Here is a 15,414-nt window from a genome sequence, read left to right on the forward strand (position 1 = left end):
GTTGTGGCGTCCCTTCGTCGTGTCCGGGCCCGGGGCTCGCGGCCCGCCGGGGATACAGTCGCCGTTGACGACAGGCCCTGGGCCCTGGCGAGCGACGAGGAGACCGGCCGCGTGCACCTGAAGAGTCTGACGCTGCGCGGGTTCAAGTCCTTCGCCTCCAGCACCACCCTGCGCTTCGAGCCCGGCATCACCTGCGTGGTCGGCCCGAACGGCTCCGGCAAGTCGAACGTCGTCGACGCGCTGTCCTGGGTGATGGGGGAGCAGGGCGCCAAGTCGCTGCGCGGCGGCAAGATGGAGGACGTCATCTTCGCCGGGACCAGCGGGCGCGCCCCGCTCGGCCGGGCCGAGGTCAGCCTCACCATCGACAACGCCGACGGCGCCCTGCCGATCGACTACTCCGAGGTGACCATCACCCGGACCATGTTCCGCAACGGCGGCAGCGAGTACGCGCTCAACGGCGAGACCTGCCGCCTGCTGGACATCCAGGAGCTCCTCTCCGACTCCGGCATCGGCCGCGAGATGCACGTCATCGTCGGCCAGGGCCAGCTGGACTCCGTCCTGCACGCCGACCCGATGGGCCGCCGCGCCTTCATCGAGGAGGCGGCCGGCGTCCTCAAGCACCGCAAGCGCAAGGAGAAGGCGCTGCGGAAACTGGACGCGATGCAGGTCAACCTCAACCGCGTCCAAGACCTGGTGGCCGAACTGCGCCGCCAGCTGGGACCGCTCGGCCGGCAGGCCAGGATCGCCCGCCGCGCCGCCGGCATCCAGGCCGACCTGCGCGACGCCCGGCTGCGGCTGCTCGCCGACGACCTGCTGGCCCTCCGGCAGGCCGTCGAGGCCGAGATCGCCGACGAGCTGGCACTGCGGCTGCGCCGCACCACCGTCGAGCAGGAGCTGGCCGGTGTCGTCCAGCGCGAGGCCGTGCTGGAGGCACAGGTCCAGCAGCTCGGCCCGAGCCTGGAGGGCGCCCGGCAGACCTGGTACCGGCTCTCCGCGCTCGCCGAGCGCACCCGCGGCACCATCGGGCTGGCCGAGGCCCGCGCCCGGCACGCCGCCGCGGGCGGGCAGGCCGAGGAGCGGCGCGGCCGCGATCCCGAGGAACTGGAGCGGGAGGCCGCGCGGGTCCGCGAGGACGAGGCCGCGCTGGCCGAGGCGCTGGAGGAGGCGCAGTACGCGCTGGCCGAGGCGGTCGAACGCAGGAGTGGACTGGAGCGCGGGCTGGCCACCGAGGAACGTCGGCTGCGGGACGCCGCCCGGGCCATCGCGGACCGCCGGGAGGGCCTGGCCCGGCTGCAGGGGCAGGCCGCCGCCGCCCGCTCCAAGGCGGCCTCCGCCGAAGCCGAGATCGGCCGGCTGACCGAGGCCGGCGGCGAGGCACTGCTGCGGGCCGAGGCCGCGCAGGCCGAGTACGAGGAGCTCCAGCGGCAAGTCGGCGGCCCCGCCGGGGACGACGAGCGGGCCGAGGCCGCCCACCAGGAGGCCCGGGAGCGGCTCGCCGCCGTCGAACGCGACCTCGCCGCCGCCCGGGAGTCGGCCGGCGCCGCCGAGCGCGAACGGGCCGGGCTCACCGCGCGGCACGAGGCGCTCTCCCTCGGACTGCGCCGCAAGGACGGCACCGGCGCCCTGCTCGACGCGGGGGAGCGGCTGAGCGGACTGCGGGGCCCCGCGGCCGCACTGCTGCGGATCGCCCCCGGGTACGAGGTGCCGGTGGCGGCGGCGCTCGGTGCGGCCGCCGACGCGATCGCCGTCGACTCGCCCGGCACCGCCGCCGAGGCGCTGCGGCTGCTGCGTGCCGAGGACGCCGGCCGGGCCGCGCTGCTGATCGAGGGTGCCGGCCGGGCCGCGCTGCCGATCGGGGGTGCCGGTGAACCGCTCGCCGGCGTCGGAGAGTTGCCGGAAGGAGCCCGCTGGGCCGCCGAACTCGTCGACGGGCCGGCCGGGTTGGTCGGTGCCGTGCGGGGCCTGCTGGCCCGGGTGGCGGTCGTCGGCACCCTCGACGAGGCGCTGCGGCTGGTCGCCGACCACCCCGGGCTGACCGCCGTCACCGCCGCCGGGGACCGGCTCGGCGCCGACTTCGCGCAGGGCGGCTCCGACGGTGTGCCGAGCCTGCTGGAGATCCGGGCGGCGGTCGAGGAGACCGCCCGGGCGATCGCCGAACTCGCCCTCCGTTGCACCGAGTCGGCCGCACGCCTGGCCGAACTCGCCGAGCAGCGGCGGGAGTCGGACGCCGCCGTGGAGCAACTCGCCGAGCAGCGGCGGCGGCAGGAGAAGGAGCGCGCCCAGGTGGCGGGCACGCTCGGCCGCCTCGGCGGGCAGGCCAGGGCCGCCGCCGGCGAGGCCGATCGGCTGTCCGCCGCCGCCGCGCGGGCCGACCAGGGCCTGGCGGAACTCCTCGCCACCGCGGAGGAGTTGGCCGAACGCCTGGCCGCGGCCGAGGACTCGCAGGACTCCGGAGAGGACGAGCCGGACACCGCCGAGCAGCAGCGGCTGGCCGAGGCCGCCACCGGCTCCCGGCAGGCCGAGCTGGAGGCCAGGCTCGCGGTGCGCACCCACGAGGAGCGGGTCCGCGCGCTCGCCGGCCGGGCGGACCAGCTGGACCGGGCCGCCCGCGCCGAGCGCGAGGCGCGTGCCCGGGCCGCCGAGCGCCGCCGACGCGCCGAGCACGACGCCGGGGTGGCGAACGCCGTCGCGGCGGGCGCCCGACAGCTGCTGGCCTGCCTGGAGGTGTCGCTGTCCCGCGCGGACGCCGGGCGGGCGGCGGTCGAGCAGGCGCGCGCCGAGCGCGAGACCGAACTGCGGGCGCACCGCGAGCACGGACGCGGTCTCAAGGAGGAACTGGACAAACTGGTCGACGCCGGCCACCGGGACGAGGTGCTGCGGGCCGAGAAGCGGCTGCGGATCGAGCAGCTGGAGGCCCGGGCGCTGGAGGAGTTCGGCATCGACGGCGGCGAACTGCTCGCCACCTACGGGCCGGACCAGCCCGTCCCGCCGTCGACCCCGGAAGAAGGACGGGAGCCGGGCGAGCCGCGCCCGTACGACCGGGCCGAGCAGGAGAAGCGGCTCAGGGCGGCCGAGAAGGCGTACCAGCAACTGGGCAAGGTCAACCCGCTGGCGCTGGAGGAGTTCGCGGCGCTGGAGGAGCGCCACCAGTTCCTCGGGGAGCAACTGGACGACCTCAAGCGCAGCCGGCGCGACCTGCTGGACATCGTCCGGGAGGTGGACGAACGGGTCGAGCAGCTGTTCGCCTCGGCGTACCACGACACCGCCGCCCAGTTCGAGGGCGTCTTCGCCCGGCTGTTCCCCGGCGGCGAGGGGCGGCTGGTGCTGACCGACCCCGACCACATGCTCACCACCGGCGTCGAGGTGGAGGCGCGCCCGCCGGGCAAGAAGGTCAAGCGGCTGTCGCTGCTGTCCGGCGGCGAGCGCTCGCTGACCGCGGTGGCACTGCTGGTGGCGATCTTCAAGGCCAGGCCCAGTCCGTTCTACGTGATGGACGAGGTGGAGGCGGCGCTCGACGAGACCAACCTGCGCCGGCTGGTCGGGATCATGGAGGAGCTGCGGGAGAGCTCCCAGCTGATCGTGATCACCCACCAGAAGCTGACCATGGAGTCCGCGGACGCCCTCTACGGCGTGACCATGAAGGGCGACGGCATCTCGCAGGTGATCAGCCAGCGGCTGCGCGAGGGGCGCCGGGAGCGAAGGGCGCGCCCGATGCCTCCTCGGCGGCGCGAGGAGGCTGTTGTCTCCGGGTCGACAGACTGATCCACCGGCCTGGCCCGGGCAGATGCTCCCGGACGCTCCGATCACGGATACTGGAGCGGTTGTGACTCCTCCCCCTCGCTCGCGAGGGGGCTTCTCGTTCAGCCGTTTGACGACCTCATGACGGCCAAGCCCTGACCGGTGCCGCACGGCACAGCGGTCAGCGTAAGGGAGGCGGCGACGCTCCGTGCGTCGGTGACCGAAGGATCACTCTGTCGTGGGATCCCGAGAAGGAGATTTATGTGGAATACGTGATCCTTGCCGTAGTCATCGCCGTGGTCGCCATCGGCGCGATCGCCGGCCTCGTCGTTTCCGGCAGACGACGCCAGCAACTGCCCCCGAAGTCGCAGTCGCCGGTCATCACGGCGCCGCCGACCACCCCGCAGGAGCCCCAGGTCGGCGAGGAGGCCGCGCCGCCGACCGAGGAGCCCCGCCGCACCGTCGAGGAGGTGCAGCTCCCCGAGACCGAGGCTCCGACCGAAGCCTCGACCGGAGCCCCGGCGACGGCCCCGACCGAGGTCGAGGTCGAGGCCGCCGAGGCCGAGACGGCACCCGCCGTCGAGGTCCCCGAGCCCACCGCGGGCCGACTGGTCCGGCTGCGCTCCCGGCTCTCCCGCTCGCAGAACTCGCTCGGCAAGGGCCTGCTCTCGCTGCTCTCCCGCGAGCACCTGGACGAGGACACCTGGGAGGAGATCGAGGAGACCCTGCTGACCGCCGACGTCGGCGTGGCCCCCACCCAGGAGCTGGTCGAGCGGCTGCGCACCCGGGTGAAGGTGCTCGGCACCCGCACGCCCGACGAACTGCGCGCGCTGCTGCGCGAGGAGCTCGTCGAGCTGATCGGCAAGGACTCCGACCGCACCGTCCGCTCCACCAAGCACGCGGAGGGGCCGGCCGTGGTCCTGGTGGTCGGCGTCAACGGCGTCGGCAAGACCACCACCACCGGCAAGCTCGCCCGCGTCCTGGTCGCCGACGGCCGCAAGGTGGTGCTCGGCGCCGCCGACACCTTCCGGGCCGCCGCCGCCGACCAGCTGCAGACCTGGGGCGAGCGGGTCGGTGCGCGCACCGTGCGCGGCCCGGAGGGCGGTGACCCGGCCTCGATCGCTTTCGACGCGGTCAAGGAGGGCATCGCCGAGGGCGCCGACACCGTGCTGGTGGACACCGCCGGCCGGCTGCACACCAAGACCGGCCTGATGGACGAGCTGGGCAAGGTCAAGCGGGTCGTCGAGAAGCACGGCCCGGTGGACGAGGTGCTGCTGGTGCTGGACGCCACCACCGGCCAGAACGGCCTGATCCAGGCCCGGGTGTTCGCCGAGGTGGTCGACATCACCGGCATCGTGCTGACCAAGCTGGACGGCACCGCCAAGGGCGGCATCGTGGTCGCGGTCCAGCGCGACCTGGGCGTGCCGGTCAAGCTGGTCGGCCTGGGCGAGGGTGCGGACGACCTGGCGCCGTTCGAGCCGGGCGCGTTCGTGGACGCGCTGATCGGGGACTGAGGCCCCGTACGCACGAAGGGTCCGCTCCGCGAGGGGCGGGCCCTTTCGCGTTGCCGCCCGGGGGCCGGCGGGGTGCCCGGGACCGGAGGAGCGTGCCGAGGCGGAGGAGCGCGCCGAGCTGGAGGGGCGCGCCGAGCTGGAGGAGCGCGCCGAGCTGGAGGGGCGCGCCGAGCTGGAGGGGCGCACGCCGAGACGTGCGGGGCGCGCGGAGGCCTACGAGGCGAGCCAGGCAGGTTCGGCGGTGCGCTCGCGGCCGCGGTGGCAGGCGTAGGCGAGGGTGCCGAGCAGCAGCCGGGCCTCGGGCGGGCAGCCGGCGTTGTCGCGGGTGGGGCGGCGCAGCCAGCGGACCGGGCCGAGCGCGCCGAGCACGGTGGGCGGGGCGGCGACGTAGCTGCCCTCGCCGTGGCAGGTGAGGTCGAGCGCGGCGTCGTCCCAGCCCATCCGGTAGAGCAGGTCGGGCAGTCGGCGGGCGGCGCCGGCGGCGACCAGGAACTGCAGCCGGCCGGTGGGCGGGGCGAGCACCGGGCCGACCTGGGTGCCCATCCGCTCCAGCCGGACCAGCGCCTGTAGTCCGGCCTGCTCGGGGACGTCCAGGACGTCGAAGGCGCGGCCGGTGGGGAACAGCACCGAGCCCCCGGCGCCCGCTTCCCGGGACCGGTCCTCGCCGCCCGGTACGGGATGCAGGCCGGGCGCGGCGCAGCGGTCGGAGCCGCAGGGACAGCGGGTCGGGGCGGTGGCGGAGCCGGCCGGGGCGCCGGTGGCGACCGTCCAGCCCCAGCGGCCGGTGTACTCCGCGGCGGCTTGGGACGCGGTGACCTTGGTGCGGCGGCGCGCGCCCAGCGGAGTCAACCGCAGGTGTCCCAGTCGAAGTTCGCCGAACAGGTTGTCCATGCCTCCCCCAACAGGTTCCCGTCGCCGATGGTTACGGGATGGTGACTGTGTGTTGATTGTCCGTTGCGTGGTGCGTTGTGCGGTGGCGGCGTGCAGCGCCCGGTGTGCGCCTGTCGTGGTGGTGCGCCTCGGGCGCCGCCTTGTGGCTGGCGGCACCGATGCCGGATCGTGGGGTGGGCGAGGCGGCCGCCGATCAGGGTGGGCGTCGAACTCGCCTGTGACTGCGGTGGGTTGCCGGGGCTGCCGGGTTTCGCCGGAGGCCTTGGCGGCCCGCATATGCCGGGCCGTCGGACTTCCTAGTGAAGCGCGTGGGCCGTGGCTTCGGTTCACTCGTGGGGGTGGCGAAAGGTGGCGTTTCGCCAGGGCCGCTCCCGTGGGCGCCGCGCGGGGCATTACGTTCAGCACACGGACGTCATCGTGGAATCGACTCCGGTCCGCCAGGGCGCGGGAGTTGGGAATCTGACGGTCCGTCCGTAACGATGGCACACCAGTGCGAGAGCGTGGTACGGCGACACCTCAGGCACGGTACGTCTGGCAAGGGCCCGAAACCGTCGGGCGTCACGATCGGGGCCCCGAGGGGGCCGGGCGGGATGGGGACGTTCCCATGGCAGAGAAGCAACCCAACGAGAAGCTGACCACCTGGTTCGCCCGCAGCGGCTGGTCCAAGGGCGAGTTGGCCCGTCAGGTCAACCGCCGGGCCCGGCAGATCGGTGCCCACCACGTGTCCACCGACACCTCGCGGGTGCGCCGATGGCTCGACGGCGAACAGCCCCGCGAGCCGATTCCCAAGATCATGTCGGAGCTCTTCTCCGAGCGCTTCGGCTCGGTGGTCTCGATCGAGGACCTCGGCCTGCGCGCCGCGATCCCGGTCTCCACCGTGGGCGGCGGCGTCGACCTGCCGTGGAGCGCGCCGCAGACCGTCCAGCTGATCAGCGACTACTCCCGCAGCGACCTGATGCTCAACCGCCGGGGCTTCCTCGGCACCTCGCTCGCGCTGACCGCCGGCGCCGCGCTGATCGAGCCGATGCAGCGCTGGCTCACCCCCGGCCCGACCGGCGCCCCCACCCCGATCCTCGCCGCGGCCAACGGCGGCGATCCGTTCACCGGCCGGCTGTCCGAGCCCGAGCTCGAACTGCTGGAGCAGACCACGGTCATGTTCCGGCAGTGGGACGCGCAGAACGGCGGCGGGCTGCGCCGCAAGGCCGTCGTCGGCCAGCTCCACGAGGTCACCGACCTGCTCCAGGAGACGTACAACGAGAACACCACCCGGCGGCTGTTCCGGCTCACCGCCGAACTCGCCCACCTGGCCGGGTGGATGTCGTACGACGTCGGAATGCACCCGAGCGCGCAGAAGTACTACGTGCTGGCCCTGCACGCCGCCAAGGAGGCCGGGGACCGCCCGTTCGGCGCACTCATCCTCACCGACATGAGCCGCCAGATGATCCACCTCAACCGGGGCGAGGACGCCCTGGAGCTGATCCACCTGGCGCAGTACGGCAGCCGGGACACCGCCAGCGCGCGCCAGCAGTCCCTGCTGTACGCGATGGAGGCGCGCGCCTACGCCACCATCGGCGAGGTGAACCGCTGCGCCCGGGCCGTCCGGCTGGCCGAGGACACCTTCACCGACATCCGCGAGGGGGAGGAGGAGCCGGACTGGCTGAAGTTCTTCTCGCCGGCCGAGCTGAACGCCGAGAACGCGCACTCCTTCCGCGACCTCGCGTACCACTCCGACAACGCCCAGCTGTACGCCTCGATGTCCGCGCCGGTGATGGAGCGCGCGGTCGACCTGTTCCGCCAGGACGGCGACCACGTGCGCTCGTACGCCTTCAACCTGATCGGCATGGCCAGCGTCCACCTGTTGCAGCGGGAGGCCGAGCAGGCCGCGGTGATGGCCGAGCAGGCGGTGGACATCGCCACCAAGGTGCGCTCGGAGCGGCTGAACTCCCGGGTCCGCAAGACCACCGAGGCCGCGGCCGCCCGGTTCAAGGGCGTGGACGCGGTGAGCCGGCTCAAGGAGCGCGTCGTCCAGGACATCCCCGAGTACGTCTCGGTGGTCTGAGCACCCCGAGCCCGTGGGCCGCGGATCCGGCCCGAGGACCCCGCCGACCGTGACGGCCGCCGCCGCCACGGTCGGTGGCCGTCGTGCCACCGGCCGTCCCGTTCGGCGGCACGGTAACCCGTTCGGCCCTGCGGCACGGCCGTCGTTCACGAAGGCGTAACCCGCGCGTCGTACGCGTCACGGCCGCGAAACAACGGGCCGCACTGGCCGAAACCAGCCTTCGGCACTCTCCTCTTCATCGCCGACACCCCGGGTGGCACGGGACGGGTAATCCGGGTTTGGATCGGCTTCCACGCAGAGGAGACGCCGATGCCGGACGGCTTCAGCGCGGGCGACACCGCCTTCGTGCTCATCAGTGCGGCCCTGGTCATGGTGATGACCCCGGGCCTGGCCTTCTTCTACGGGGGCATGGTCAGGGCCAAGAGCACCCTGAACATGCTGGCGATGAGCTTCCTCTCGCTCGGCATCGTCAGCGTGCTCTGGGTCCTCTACGGGTACTCGCTCAGCTTCGGGCCCGACTCCTTCGCCGGTCTCATCGGCAACCTGGACTTCCTCGGGATGCGCGGCATCGGCCTGAACGACCTCACCGGGACCATCCCGGTCACCGCGTTCGCCACCTTCCAGCTGATGTTCGCGATCATCACCCCGGCGCTGATCAGCGGCGCGATCGCGGACCGGGCCAAGTTCGGCGCCTGGGGCCTGTTCATCGCGCTCTGGGTGACCGTCGTCTACTTCCCGGTCGCGCACTGGGTGTTCTTCTTCGACGGCGGCCACGGCGGCTGGCTGGGCGACCGCAACGGCGTGATCGACTTCGCCGGCGGCACGGCCGTGCACATCAACGCGGGCGTGGCCGGCCTCGCGCTCTGCCTGGTGCTGGGCAAGCGGGTCGGCTTCAAGAAGGACCCGATGCGCCCGCACAGCCTGCCGCTGGTGATGCTCGGCTCCGGGCTGCTGTGGTTCGGCTGGTTCGGCTTCAACGCGGGCTCGGCGCTGGCCGCCAACGGCGTCGCCGCGATGGCGATGGTCAACACCCAGGTCGCCACCGGTGCGGCGCTGGTCGGCTGGCTGGTCTACGAGAAGCTCAGGCACGGCGCGTTCACCACGCTGGGCGCCGCCTCCGGCGCGGTGTCCGGCCTGGTCGCGATCACCCCGGCCTGCGGCTCGGTCAGCCCGCTGGGCGCGGTGGCGATCGGCCTGATCGCCGGCGCGGTCTGCGCCGCCGCGGTCAGCCTCAAGTACCGCCTCGGCTTCGACGACTCGCTCGACGTGGTCGGCGTGCACGCGGTGGGCGGCGCGATCGGCTCGCTGCTGATCGGCCTGTTCGCCACCGGCGGGGTCGGCCAGACCGCCAAGGGCCTGTTCTACGGCGGCGGGCCGGCGCAGCTCGGCAAGCAGGCGATGGGCGTGGCCGTGGTCGCCGCGTACTCCTTCGTCCTCTCCTGGCTGCTGGCGAAGGCGATCGACAGGACGGTCGGCTTCCGGGTCGCCGAGGAGGTCGAGGTGGCCGGCATCGACCAGGCCGAACACGCCGAGTCCGCCTACGATTTCAGCGCGGTGGGCGCGGGCCTGGCGCGGGCCCTGCCGGGCCTGGTCGGCGCCGCCGCGGCCGCGAGGTCCGCGGAGAGGTCCGCCGCCGGGAAGGCCGCCGCCGAGCCCTCCGCCGAGCCAGCCGCCACGGCCGCCGGGAAGGCCGCCGACACGACCACCGCCGAGCCCACCGAGAAGACCGAGGTCGACGCCCGATGAAGCTCATCACCGCCGTGATCAAGCCGTACCGCCTGGACGAGGTGAAGGCCGCCCTACAGGCCTTCGGGGTGCACGGCCTGACCGTCACCGAGGCCAGCGGCTACGGCCGCCAGCGCGGCCACACCGAGGTCTACCGGGGCGCCGAGTACACCGTGGACCTGGTCCCCAAGGTCAGAATCGAGGTGCTGGTCGAGGACGAGGACGCCGACGAGCTGATCGAGGTCCTGGTGAAGGCCGCCCGGACCGGCAAGATCGGCGACGGCAAGGTCTGGAGCGTCCCGGTCGACACCGCCGTCCGGGTCCGGACCGGAGAGCGCGGGCCGGACGCCCTCTGAGGGCCCTTCGCCGAGGGCCCTTCGTCGAGGGCCCTGAACCGTAGGACGCGCCGCAGGCGGGCCCGCCGTCCCCGAGGGGTCGCGGGTCCGCCGACGGCGCATCGGCGCCAGGCCGCCCGGGCCGTCCGCAGATCTCCCATCGGCCGCCCGCAGGCCGTCCGGCGCCGCCCGCTCAACCGCACGACGGACGGGACCAAAACGCCATGACCACCGAGACCAGCCCTCCCGACTACGGCGCCGCCCGGGCCGCGCTGCTCGCCGGCCCCGGCCCGGCCGGGCGGCCCCGCCGCGCGGCTCTCGCCCGGCTCACCGACGACTGGCTGGCCGGTCTGCTCGCGGCCGCCGGCGGCCCGCCCGGCGTCGCGCTGGTCGCGGTCGGCGGCTACGGGCGCGGCGAGCTGTCCCCGCGCAGCGACCTCGACGTCCTGCTGCTGCACGACGGCCGGCTCGACCCCGACCTGCCCGAGCGGATCTGGTACCCGGTCTGGGACGCGGGCGCCGCGCTCGACCACTCGGTGCGCACCGTCGCCGAGGCCCGGTCCGTCGCCGCCGCAGACCTCAAGGCCCAGCTCGGCCTGCTGGACGCCCGCCACCTTGCCGGGGACCAGGAGCTCACCGCCGCCCTGCGCTCCGCCGTGCTCACCGACTGGCGCGCGAGCGCCCCCGCGCGCCTGCCGGAACTGCGCGACCTCGGGCGGGAGCGGGCCGAGCGGCACGGCGAGCTGTCGTTCCTGCTGGAGCCCGACCTCAAGGAGGCCCGCGGCGGCCTGCGCGACGCCGTCGCGCTCAAGGCCGTCGCCGCCACCTGGCTCGCCGACGCCCCCCGGGACGGCCTGGACGCCGCCGCGCTGCGGCTCGCCGACGTCCGCGACGCGCTGCACCTGGCCACCGGCCGGGCCACCGAGCGGCTCGGCCTCCAGGACCAGGACCAGGTCGCCGAACGGCTCGGCGTGCTGGACGCCGACACCCTGCTGCGCCAGGTCTACGAGGCCGCCCGCACCGTCGCCTACGCGAGTGACGTCACCTGGCGGGCGGTGGAGCGGGTGCTCGCCGCCCGGTCCGGCCGGGGCCGCCGGGCCGCCCGGCTGGCCTTCCCGTTCACCGGCGCCGGGCGCGGCGCGGGCGCGGTGGCCCGGGGCGCGGTCGCGCGCCGGCCGCTCGCCGAGGGCGTGGTCGAACAGGACGGCGAGGCGGTGCTCGCCCAGGGTGCCCGCCCGGCCGCCGACCCGGTGCTGCCGCTGCGCGCCGCGGCCGCCGCCGCGCAGAACGGGCTCACCGTCTCGTACGCGACGGTGCGCCGGCTGGCTGCCGAGTGCCGCCCGCTGCCGGTGCCCTGGCCGGACGAGGCGCGCGAGCAACTGGTCACCCTGCTGGGCGCGGGCGAGGCGGCCGTCCCGGTGTGGGAGGCGCTGGAGGCGGAGGGACTGGTCACCCGGCTGCTGCCGGACTGGGAGCGGGTGCGCTGCCGTCCGCAGCGCAACGCCGTGCACCGCTGGACGGTGGACCGGCACCTGGTGGAGACGGCGGTGCGGGCCGCGGCGATGACCCGCCGGGTGGCCCGGCCGGACCTCCTGCTGGTCGCCGCGCTGCTGCACGACATCGGCAAGGGCTGGCCCGGCGACCACAGCGAGGCCGGCGAGGTCATCGTCCGGGACGTCGCCGCCCGGATGGGCTTCGGCCCCGAGGACACCGAGACCCTGGCGGTGCTGGTCCGCCACCACCTGACCCTGGTCGACACCGCGACCCGACGGGACCCGGACGACCCGGCCACCGTCGAGGCGATCACCAAGGTGGTCGGCACCGCGGCCCAGCTGGAGCTGCTGCACGTGCTCACCGAGGCGGACGCGCTGGCCACCGGCCCGGCCGCGTGGAGCGGCTGGCGGGCCTCGCTGGTGGACGGCCTGGCGGCCCGGGTCGCCGCCCGGCTGGCCGGCGCCTACGCCGCGCCCGTGGAGACCGCGCCGACCGCCGCGCAGGAACGGCTCGCGGTGGAGGCCGCCCGGACCGGCGGGCCCGCCCTGTCGCTGCTGGCGCGGTCCGAGGGGGCGGAGCCGGGCGCCGAGCCGATGGGCGTCGAGCTGACCCTGGCCGTCCCGGACCGGCCCGGACTGCTCGGCACCGTCGCCGGGGTGCTCGCGCTGCACCGGCTGGCCGTCCGCTCGGCCGGTCTGCGCGAGCTGGACCCGATCGGCGCCGGCCCGGTGCTGCTGCTGTCCTGGCGGGTGGCCGCCGAGTTCGGCGAGCTGCCGGAGGCCGCCCGGCTGCGGGCCGACCTGCGCCGGGCGCTGGACGGCTCGCTGGACGTCGCGCGCCGGCTGGCCGAGCGGGACGCCGCCGCCCCGCGCCGCCGGGGCATCCCCACCCCGCCGCCGGTGGTCGCGGTGGCGCCTGCGGTGGCCTCGGCGACCGCGACCGTCCTGGAGGTCCGCGCGCACGACGCGCCGGGGCTGCTGCACCGGATCGGCCGGGCGCTGGACGGGGCGGGCGTGCGGGTGCGGACGGCGCACGTCTCGACGCTGGGCGCGGAGGCCGTCGACTCCTTCTACCTGACCGACGGGGAGGGGCGGTCGCTCTCCGCCGGGCGGGCCGGGGAGGTGGCGGCGGCGGTTCGGGCGGCGCTGGGCTGAGCCGTACCGGGGGCCTTCGGGGCTCGCCGGGGTGCGGTTCCGCCGGGTTCCGCCGGGTTCCGCCGGGTTCCGCCGGGGCCCGCCTGGGGCTGCCGGGGGTCGGCCCGCCGGGGCCCGCCGGCGCCTGCCGAGGTCCGTTCCGAGGTCGTGGCAACCCGGGTGGAGACCGTACCCGGGGCGGCCGGATACCCTGGGGGGCGACGACCGTACCGATACCGATGCCGCAGAGGACCCGCGACGACGTGTTCGACACTCTTTCCGATCGCCTCGCAGCGACGTTCAAGAACCTCCGGGGCAAGGGCCGCCTGAGCGAGGCGGACATCGACGCCACCGCCCGCGAGATCCGCATCGCGCTGCTGGAGGCGGACGTCGCGCTGCCGGTCGTGCGGGCCTTCATCAAGCAGGTCAAGGAGCGGGCGGCCGGCGCCGAGGTCTCGGGCGCGCTCAACCCCGCGCAGCAGATCATCAAGATCGTCAACGAGGAGCTCATCGCGATCCTCGGTGGCGAGACCCGCCGGGTCCGGTTCGCCAAGAACGGCCCGACGGTGATCATGCTCGCCGGTCTGCAGGGTGCCGGTAAGACCACCCTCGCGGGCAAGCTCGGCCACTGGCTGAAGAGCCAGAAGCACACCCCGCTGCTGGTCGCCTGCGACCTCCAGCGGCCCAACGCCGTCAACCAGCTCCAGGTGGTCGCCGACCGCGCCGGCGTGGCCTTCTACGGCCCGCAGCCGGGCAACGGCGTCGGCGACCCGGTGCAGGTGGCCAAGGACTCGATCGAGTACGCCAAGCAGAAGCAGTACGACGTCGTCGTCGTCGACACCGCCGGACGCCTGGGCATCGACGCCGAGCTGATGCAGCAGGCCGCGGACATCCGCGCCGCGGTCAACCCGGACGAGGTCCTGTTCGTCGTCGACGCGATGATCGGCCAGGACGCGGTCACCACCGCGCAGGCCTTCCTCGACGGCGTCGACTTCACCGGTGTCGTGCTCTCCAAGCTCGACGGCGACGCCCGCGGCGGTGCCGCCTTGTCGGTCGCCCACGTCACCGGCCGGCAGATCATGTTCGCCTCCAACGGCGAGAAGGTCGACGACTTCGACGCCTTCCACCCCGACCGGATGGCCTCGCGCATCCTCGGCATGGGTGACGTCCTCTCGCTGATCGAGAAGGCCGAGCAGACCTTCTCGCAGGAGGAGGCCGAGAAGATCGCCGCCAAGCTGCGCGGCGGTCCGAAGGCGTTCACCCTGGACGACTTCCTGTCGCAGCTGGAGCAGGTCCAGAAGATGGGCTCGATCTCCAAGCTGCTGGGGATGCTGCCCGGGATGGGCCAGATCCGCGACCAGATCAACAACATCGACGACAAGGACGTCAACCGGGTCGGCGCGATCATCAAGTCGATGACCCCGGCCGAGCGCGCCGAGCCGGAGCTGATCAACGGCTCCCGCCGGGCCCGCATCGCCAAGGGCTCGGGTGTCCAGGTCGGCGAGGTGAAGAACCTGGTCGAGCGGTTCTTCGACGCCCGCAAGATGATGTCCGCGATGGCCTCCGGCAAGGGCGTGCCCGGCATGCCGGGGATCCCGGGCATGGGCGGCGGCGCCAAGAAGTCCGGCAAGAAGGCCCCGCAGGCCAAGGGCAAGCGCAAGAGCGGCAACCCGCTCAAGCGGGCGCAGGAGGAGGCCGCGGCCGCCCAGCGCCGCGCGCTCGGCCCGGGCGGCGACCAGGACCCGGCCGGCGGCGGCGCGTTCGGCCTCGGTGCGGGCAAGGGCCCGGCCGACTTCGAGCTGCCCAAGGAGTTCAAGGACCTGCTGTAGACCGGTCCGTCGTTCGAGCGGCCCGCCGTCCGGGACCTTCCGGGCGGCGGGCCGCTCGCATGCCCGATGATGGTGGTGTGCGAGTGACGATCAGGGCCCCGCGGGCCGAGGACAAGGACGTGTACGCCGAGGCGGTCCGACGGTCCGCCGACCACATCGGGCGGTGGAACCCGGTCGAGCCGGACGGCCTGGCCGAACTGCTGGACCGCCAGGGGCCGGGCCTGCGCACCTTCCTGATCGTCGACCGGGACACCGGCGGGCTGGTCGGCAAGGTGAACGTCGCCAACATCGTGATGGGCCGGTTCTGCAACGGCGCGCTGGGCTACGACGCGTACCTGCCGTTCGCCGGCACCGGGCGGATGACGGAGGGGCTGCGGCTGGTCCTGGACCGCTGCTTCGCCCCGCAGTCGGCCGGCGGGCTGGGCCTGCACCGGCTGGAGATCAACGTGCAGCCGGACAACGAGCGGTCGGTCGCGATGGCCAAGCGGCTGGGCTTCCGGCACGAGGGCTTCACCCCCCGGATGCTGTTCCTCCAGGGCGACTGGCGGGACCACGAGCGGTTCGCGCTGACCGCCGAGGAGTGGCCGGGCGCGGAGGCGTAGCCACGGGCGGGGCGCTGCGCGGCCACTGACGGGGCGGCGAGGCCTCTGAGCCACGGGCGGGGCTCCGGGCGGCACGGCAACTGACGGGGCACCG

Annotated in this window: 9 protein-coding genes; 8 read left to right on the forward strand and 1 reads right to left on the reverse strand. The window is 74.5% G+C overall.

Translation table 11 applies throughout. The features are described from left to right. Nucleotides 1-111 precede the first annotated feature (111 nt). Both smc and ftsY read left to right on the forward strand, forming a co-directional pair. Nucleotides 112-3,762: a chromosome segregation protein SMC gene (gene smc / locus AC07BF_RS20495; protein WP_478333706.1), complete on the forward strand. Its 3,651-nt coding sequence runs from the start codon at nt 112-114 to the stop codon at nt 3,760-3,762. A 239-nt stretch (nt 3,763-4,001) separates the two neighbouring features. After that, nucleotides 4,002-5,252 (forward strand): signal recognition particle-docking protein FtsY, encoded by a 1,251-nt coding sequence (gene ftsY / locus AC07BF_RS20500; RefSeq protein ID WP_363585731.1) that lies wholly within the window; start codon nt 4,002-4,004, stop codon nt 5,250-5,252. A gap of 213 nt (nt 5,253-5,465) precedes the next feature. On the opposite strand, the gene AC07BF_RS20505 is transcribed toward ftsY, so the two are convergent. Then, nucleotides 5,466-6,143 (reverse strand): bifunctional DNA primase/polymerase, encoded by a 678-nt coding sequence (locus AC07BF_RS20505; RefSeq protein ID WP_363585732.1) that lies wholly within the window; start codon nt 6,141-6,143, stop codon nt 5,466-5,468. A gap of 604 nt (nt 6,144-6,747) precedes the next feature. Between AC07BF_RS20505 and nsdA the strand changes: the two genes are divergently transcribed. From nsdA to AC07BF_RS20535, 6 genes are all read left to right on the forward strand, one after another. After that, nucleotides 6,748-8,202: a transcriptional repressor NsdA gene (gene nsdA, locus AC07BF_RS20510; protein WP_350882914.1), complete on the forward strand. Its 1,455-nt coding sequence runs from the start codon at nt 6,748-6,750 to the stop codon at nt 8,200-8,202. Between the two features lie 309 nt (nt 8,203-8,511). Next, complete coding sequence (locus AC07BF_RS20515; protein WP_363585733.1) at nt 8,512-9,948, forward strand: ammonium transporter; 1,437 nt, start codon at nt 8,512-8,514, stop codon at nt 9,946-9,948. Beyond that, complete coding sequence (locus AC07BF_RS20520; protein ID WP_063347683.1) at nt 9,945-10,283, forward strand: P-II family nitrogen regulator; 339 nt, start codon at nt 9,945-9,947, stop codon at nt 10,281-10,283. The genes AC07BF_RS20515 and AC07BF_RS20520 overlap by 4 nt, the downstream gene beginning before the upstream one ends. 203 nt (nt 10,284-10,486) lie before the next feature. After that, complete coding sequence (locus AC07BF_RS20525) at nt 10,487-12,910, forward strand: [protein-PII] uridylyltransferase (RefSeq protein ID WP_400806211.1); 2,424 nt, start codon at nt 10,487-10,489, stop codon at nt 12,908-12,910. Nucleotides 12,911-13,152: 242 nt separating this feature from the next. Continuing rightward, nucleotides 13,153-14,718 (forward strand): signal recognition particle protein, encoded by a 1,566-nt coding sequence (gene ffh, locus AC07BF_RS20530; RefSeq protein ID WP_350882982.1) that lies wholly within the window; start codon nt 13,153-13,155, stop codon nt 14,716-14,718. A 59-nt stretch (nt 14,719-14,777) separates the two neighbouring features. After that, nucleotides 14,778-15,320 carry a GNAT family N-acetyltransferase gene (locus AC07BF_RS20535; protein WP_363375916.1) on the forward strand — a complete coding sequence of 181 codons (543 nt, stop codon included), beginning with the start codon at nt 14,778-14,780 and terminating at the stop codon, nt 15,318-15,320. The last annotated feature ends 94 nt before the right edge of the window (nt 15,321-15,414 follow it).

This window comes from Kitasatospora sp. NPDC043950 (assembly GCF_056435345.1).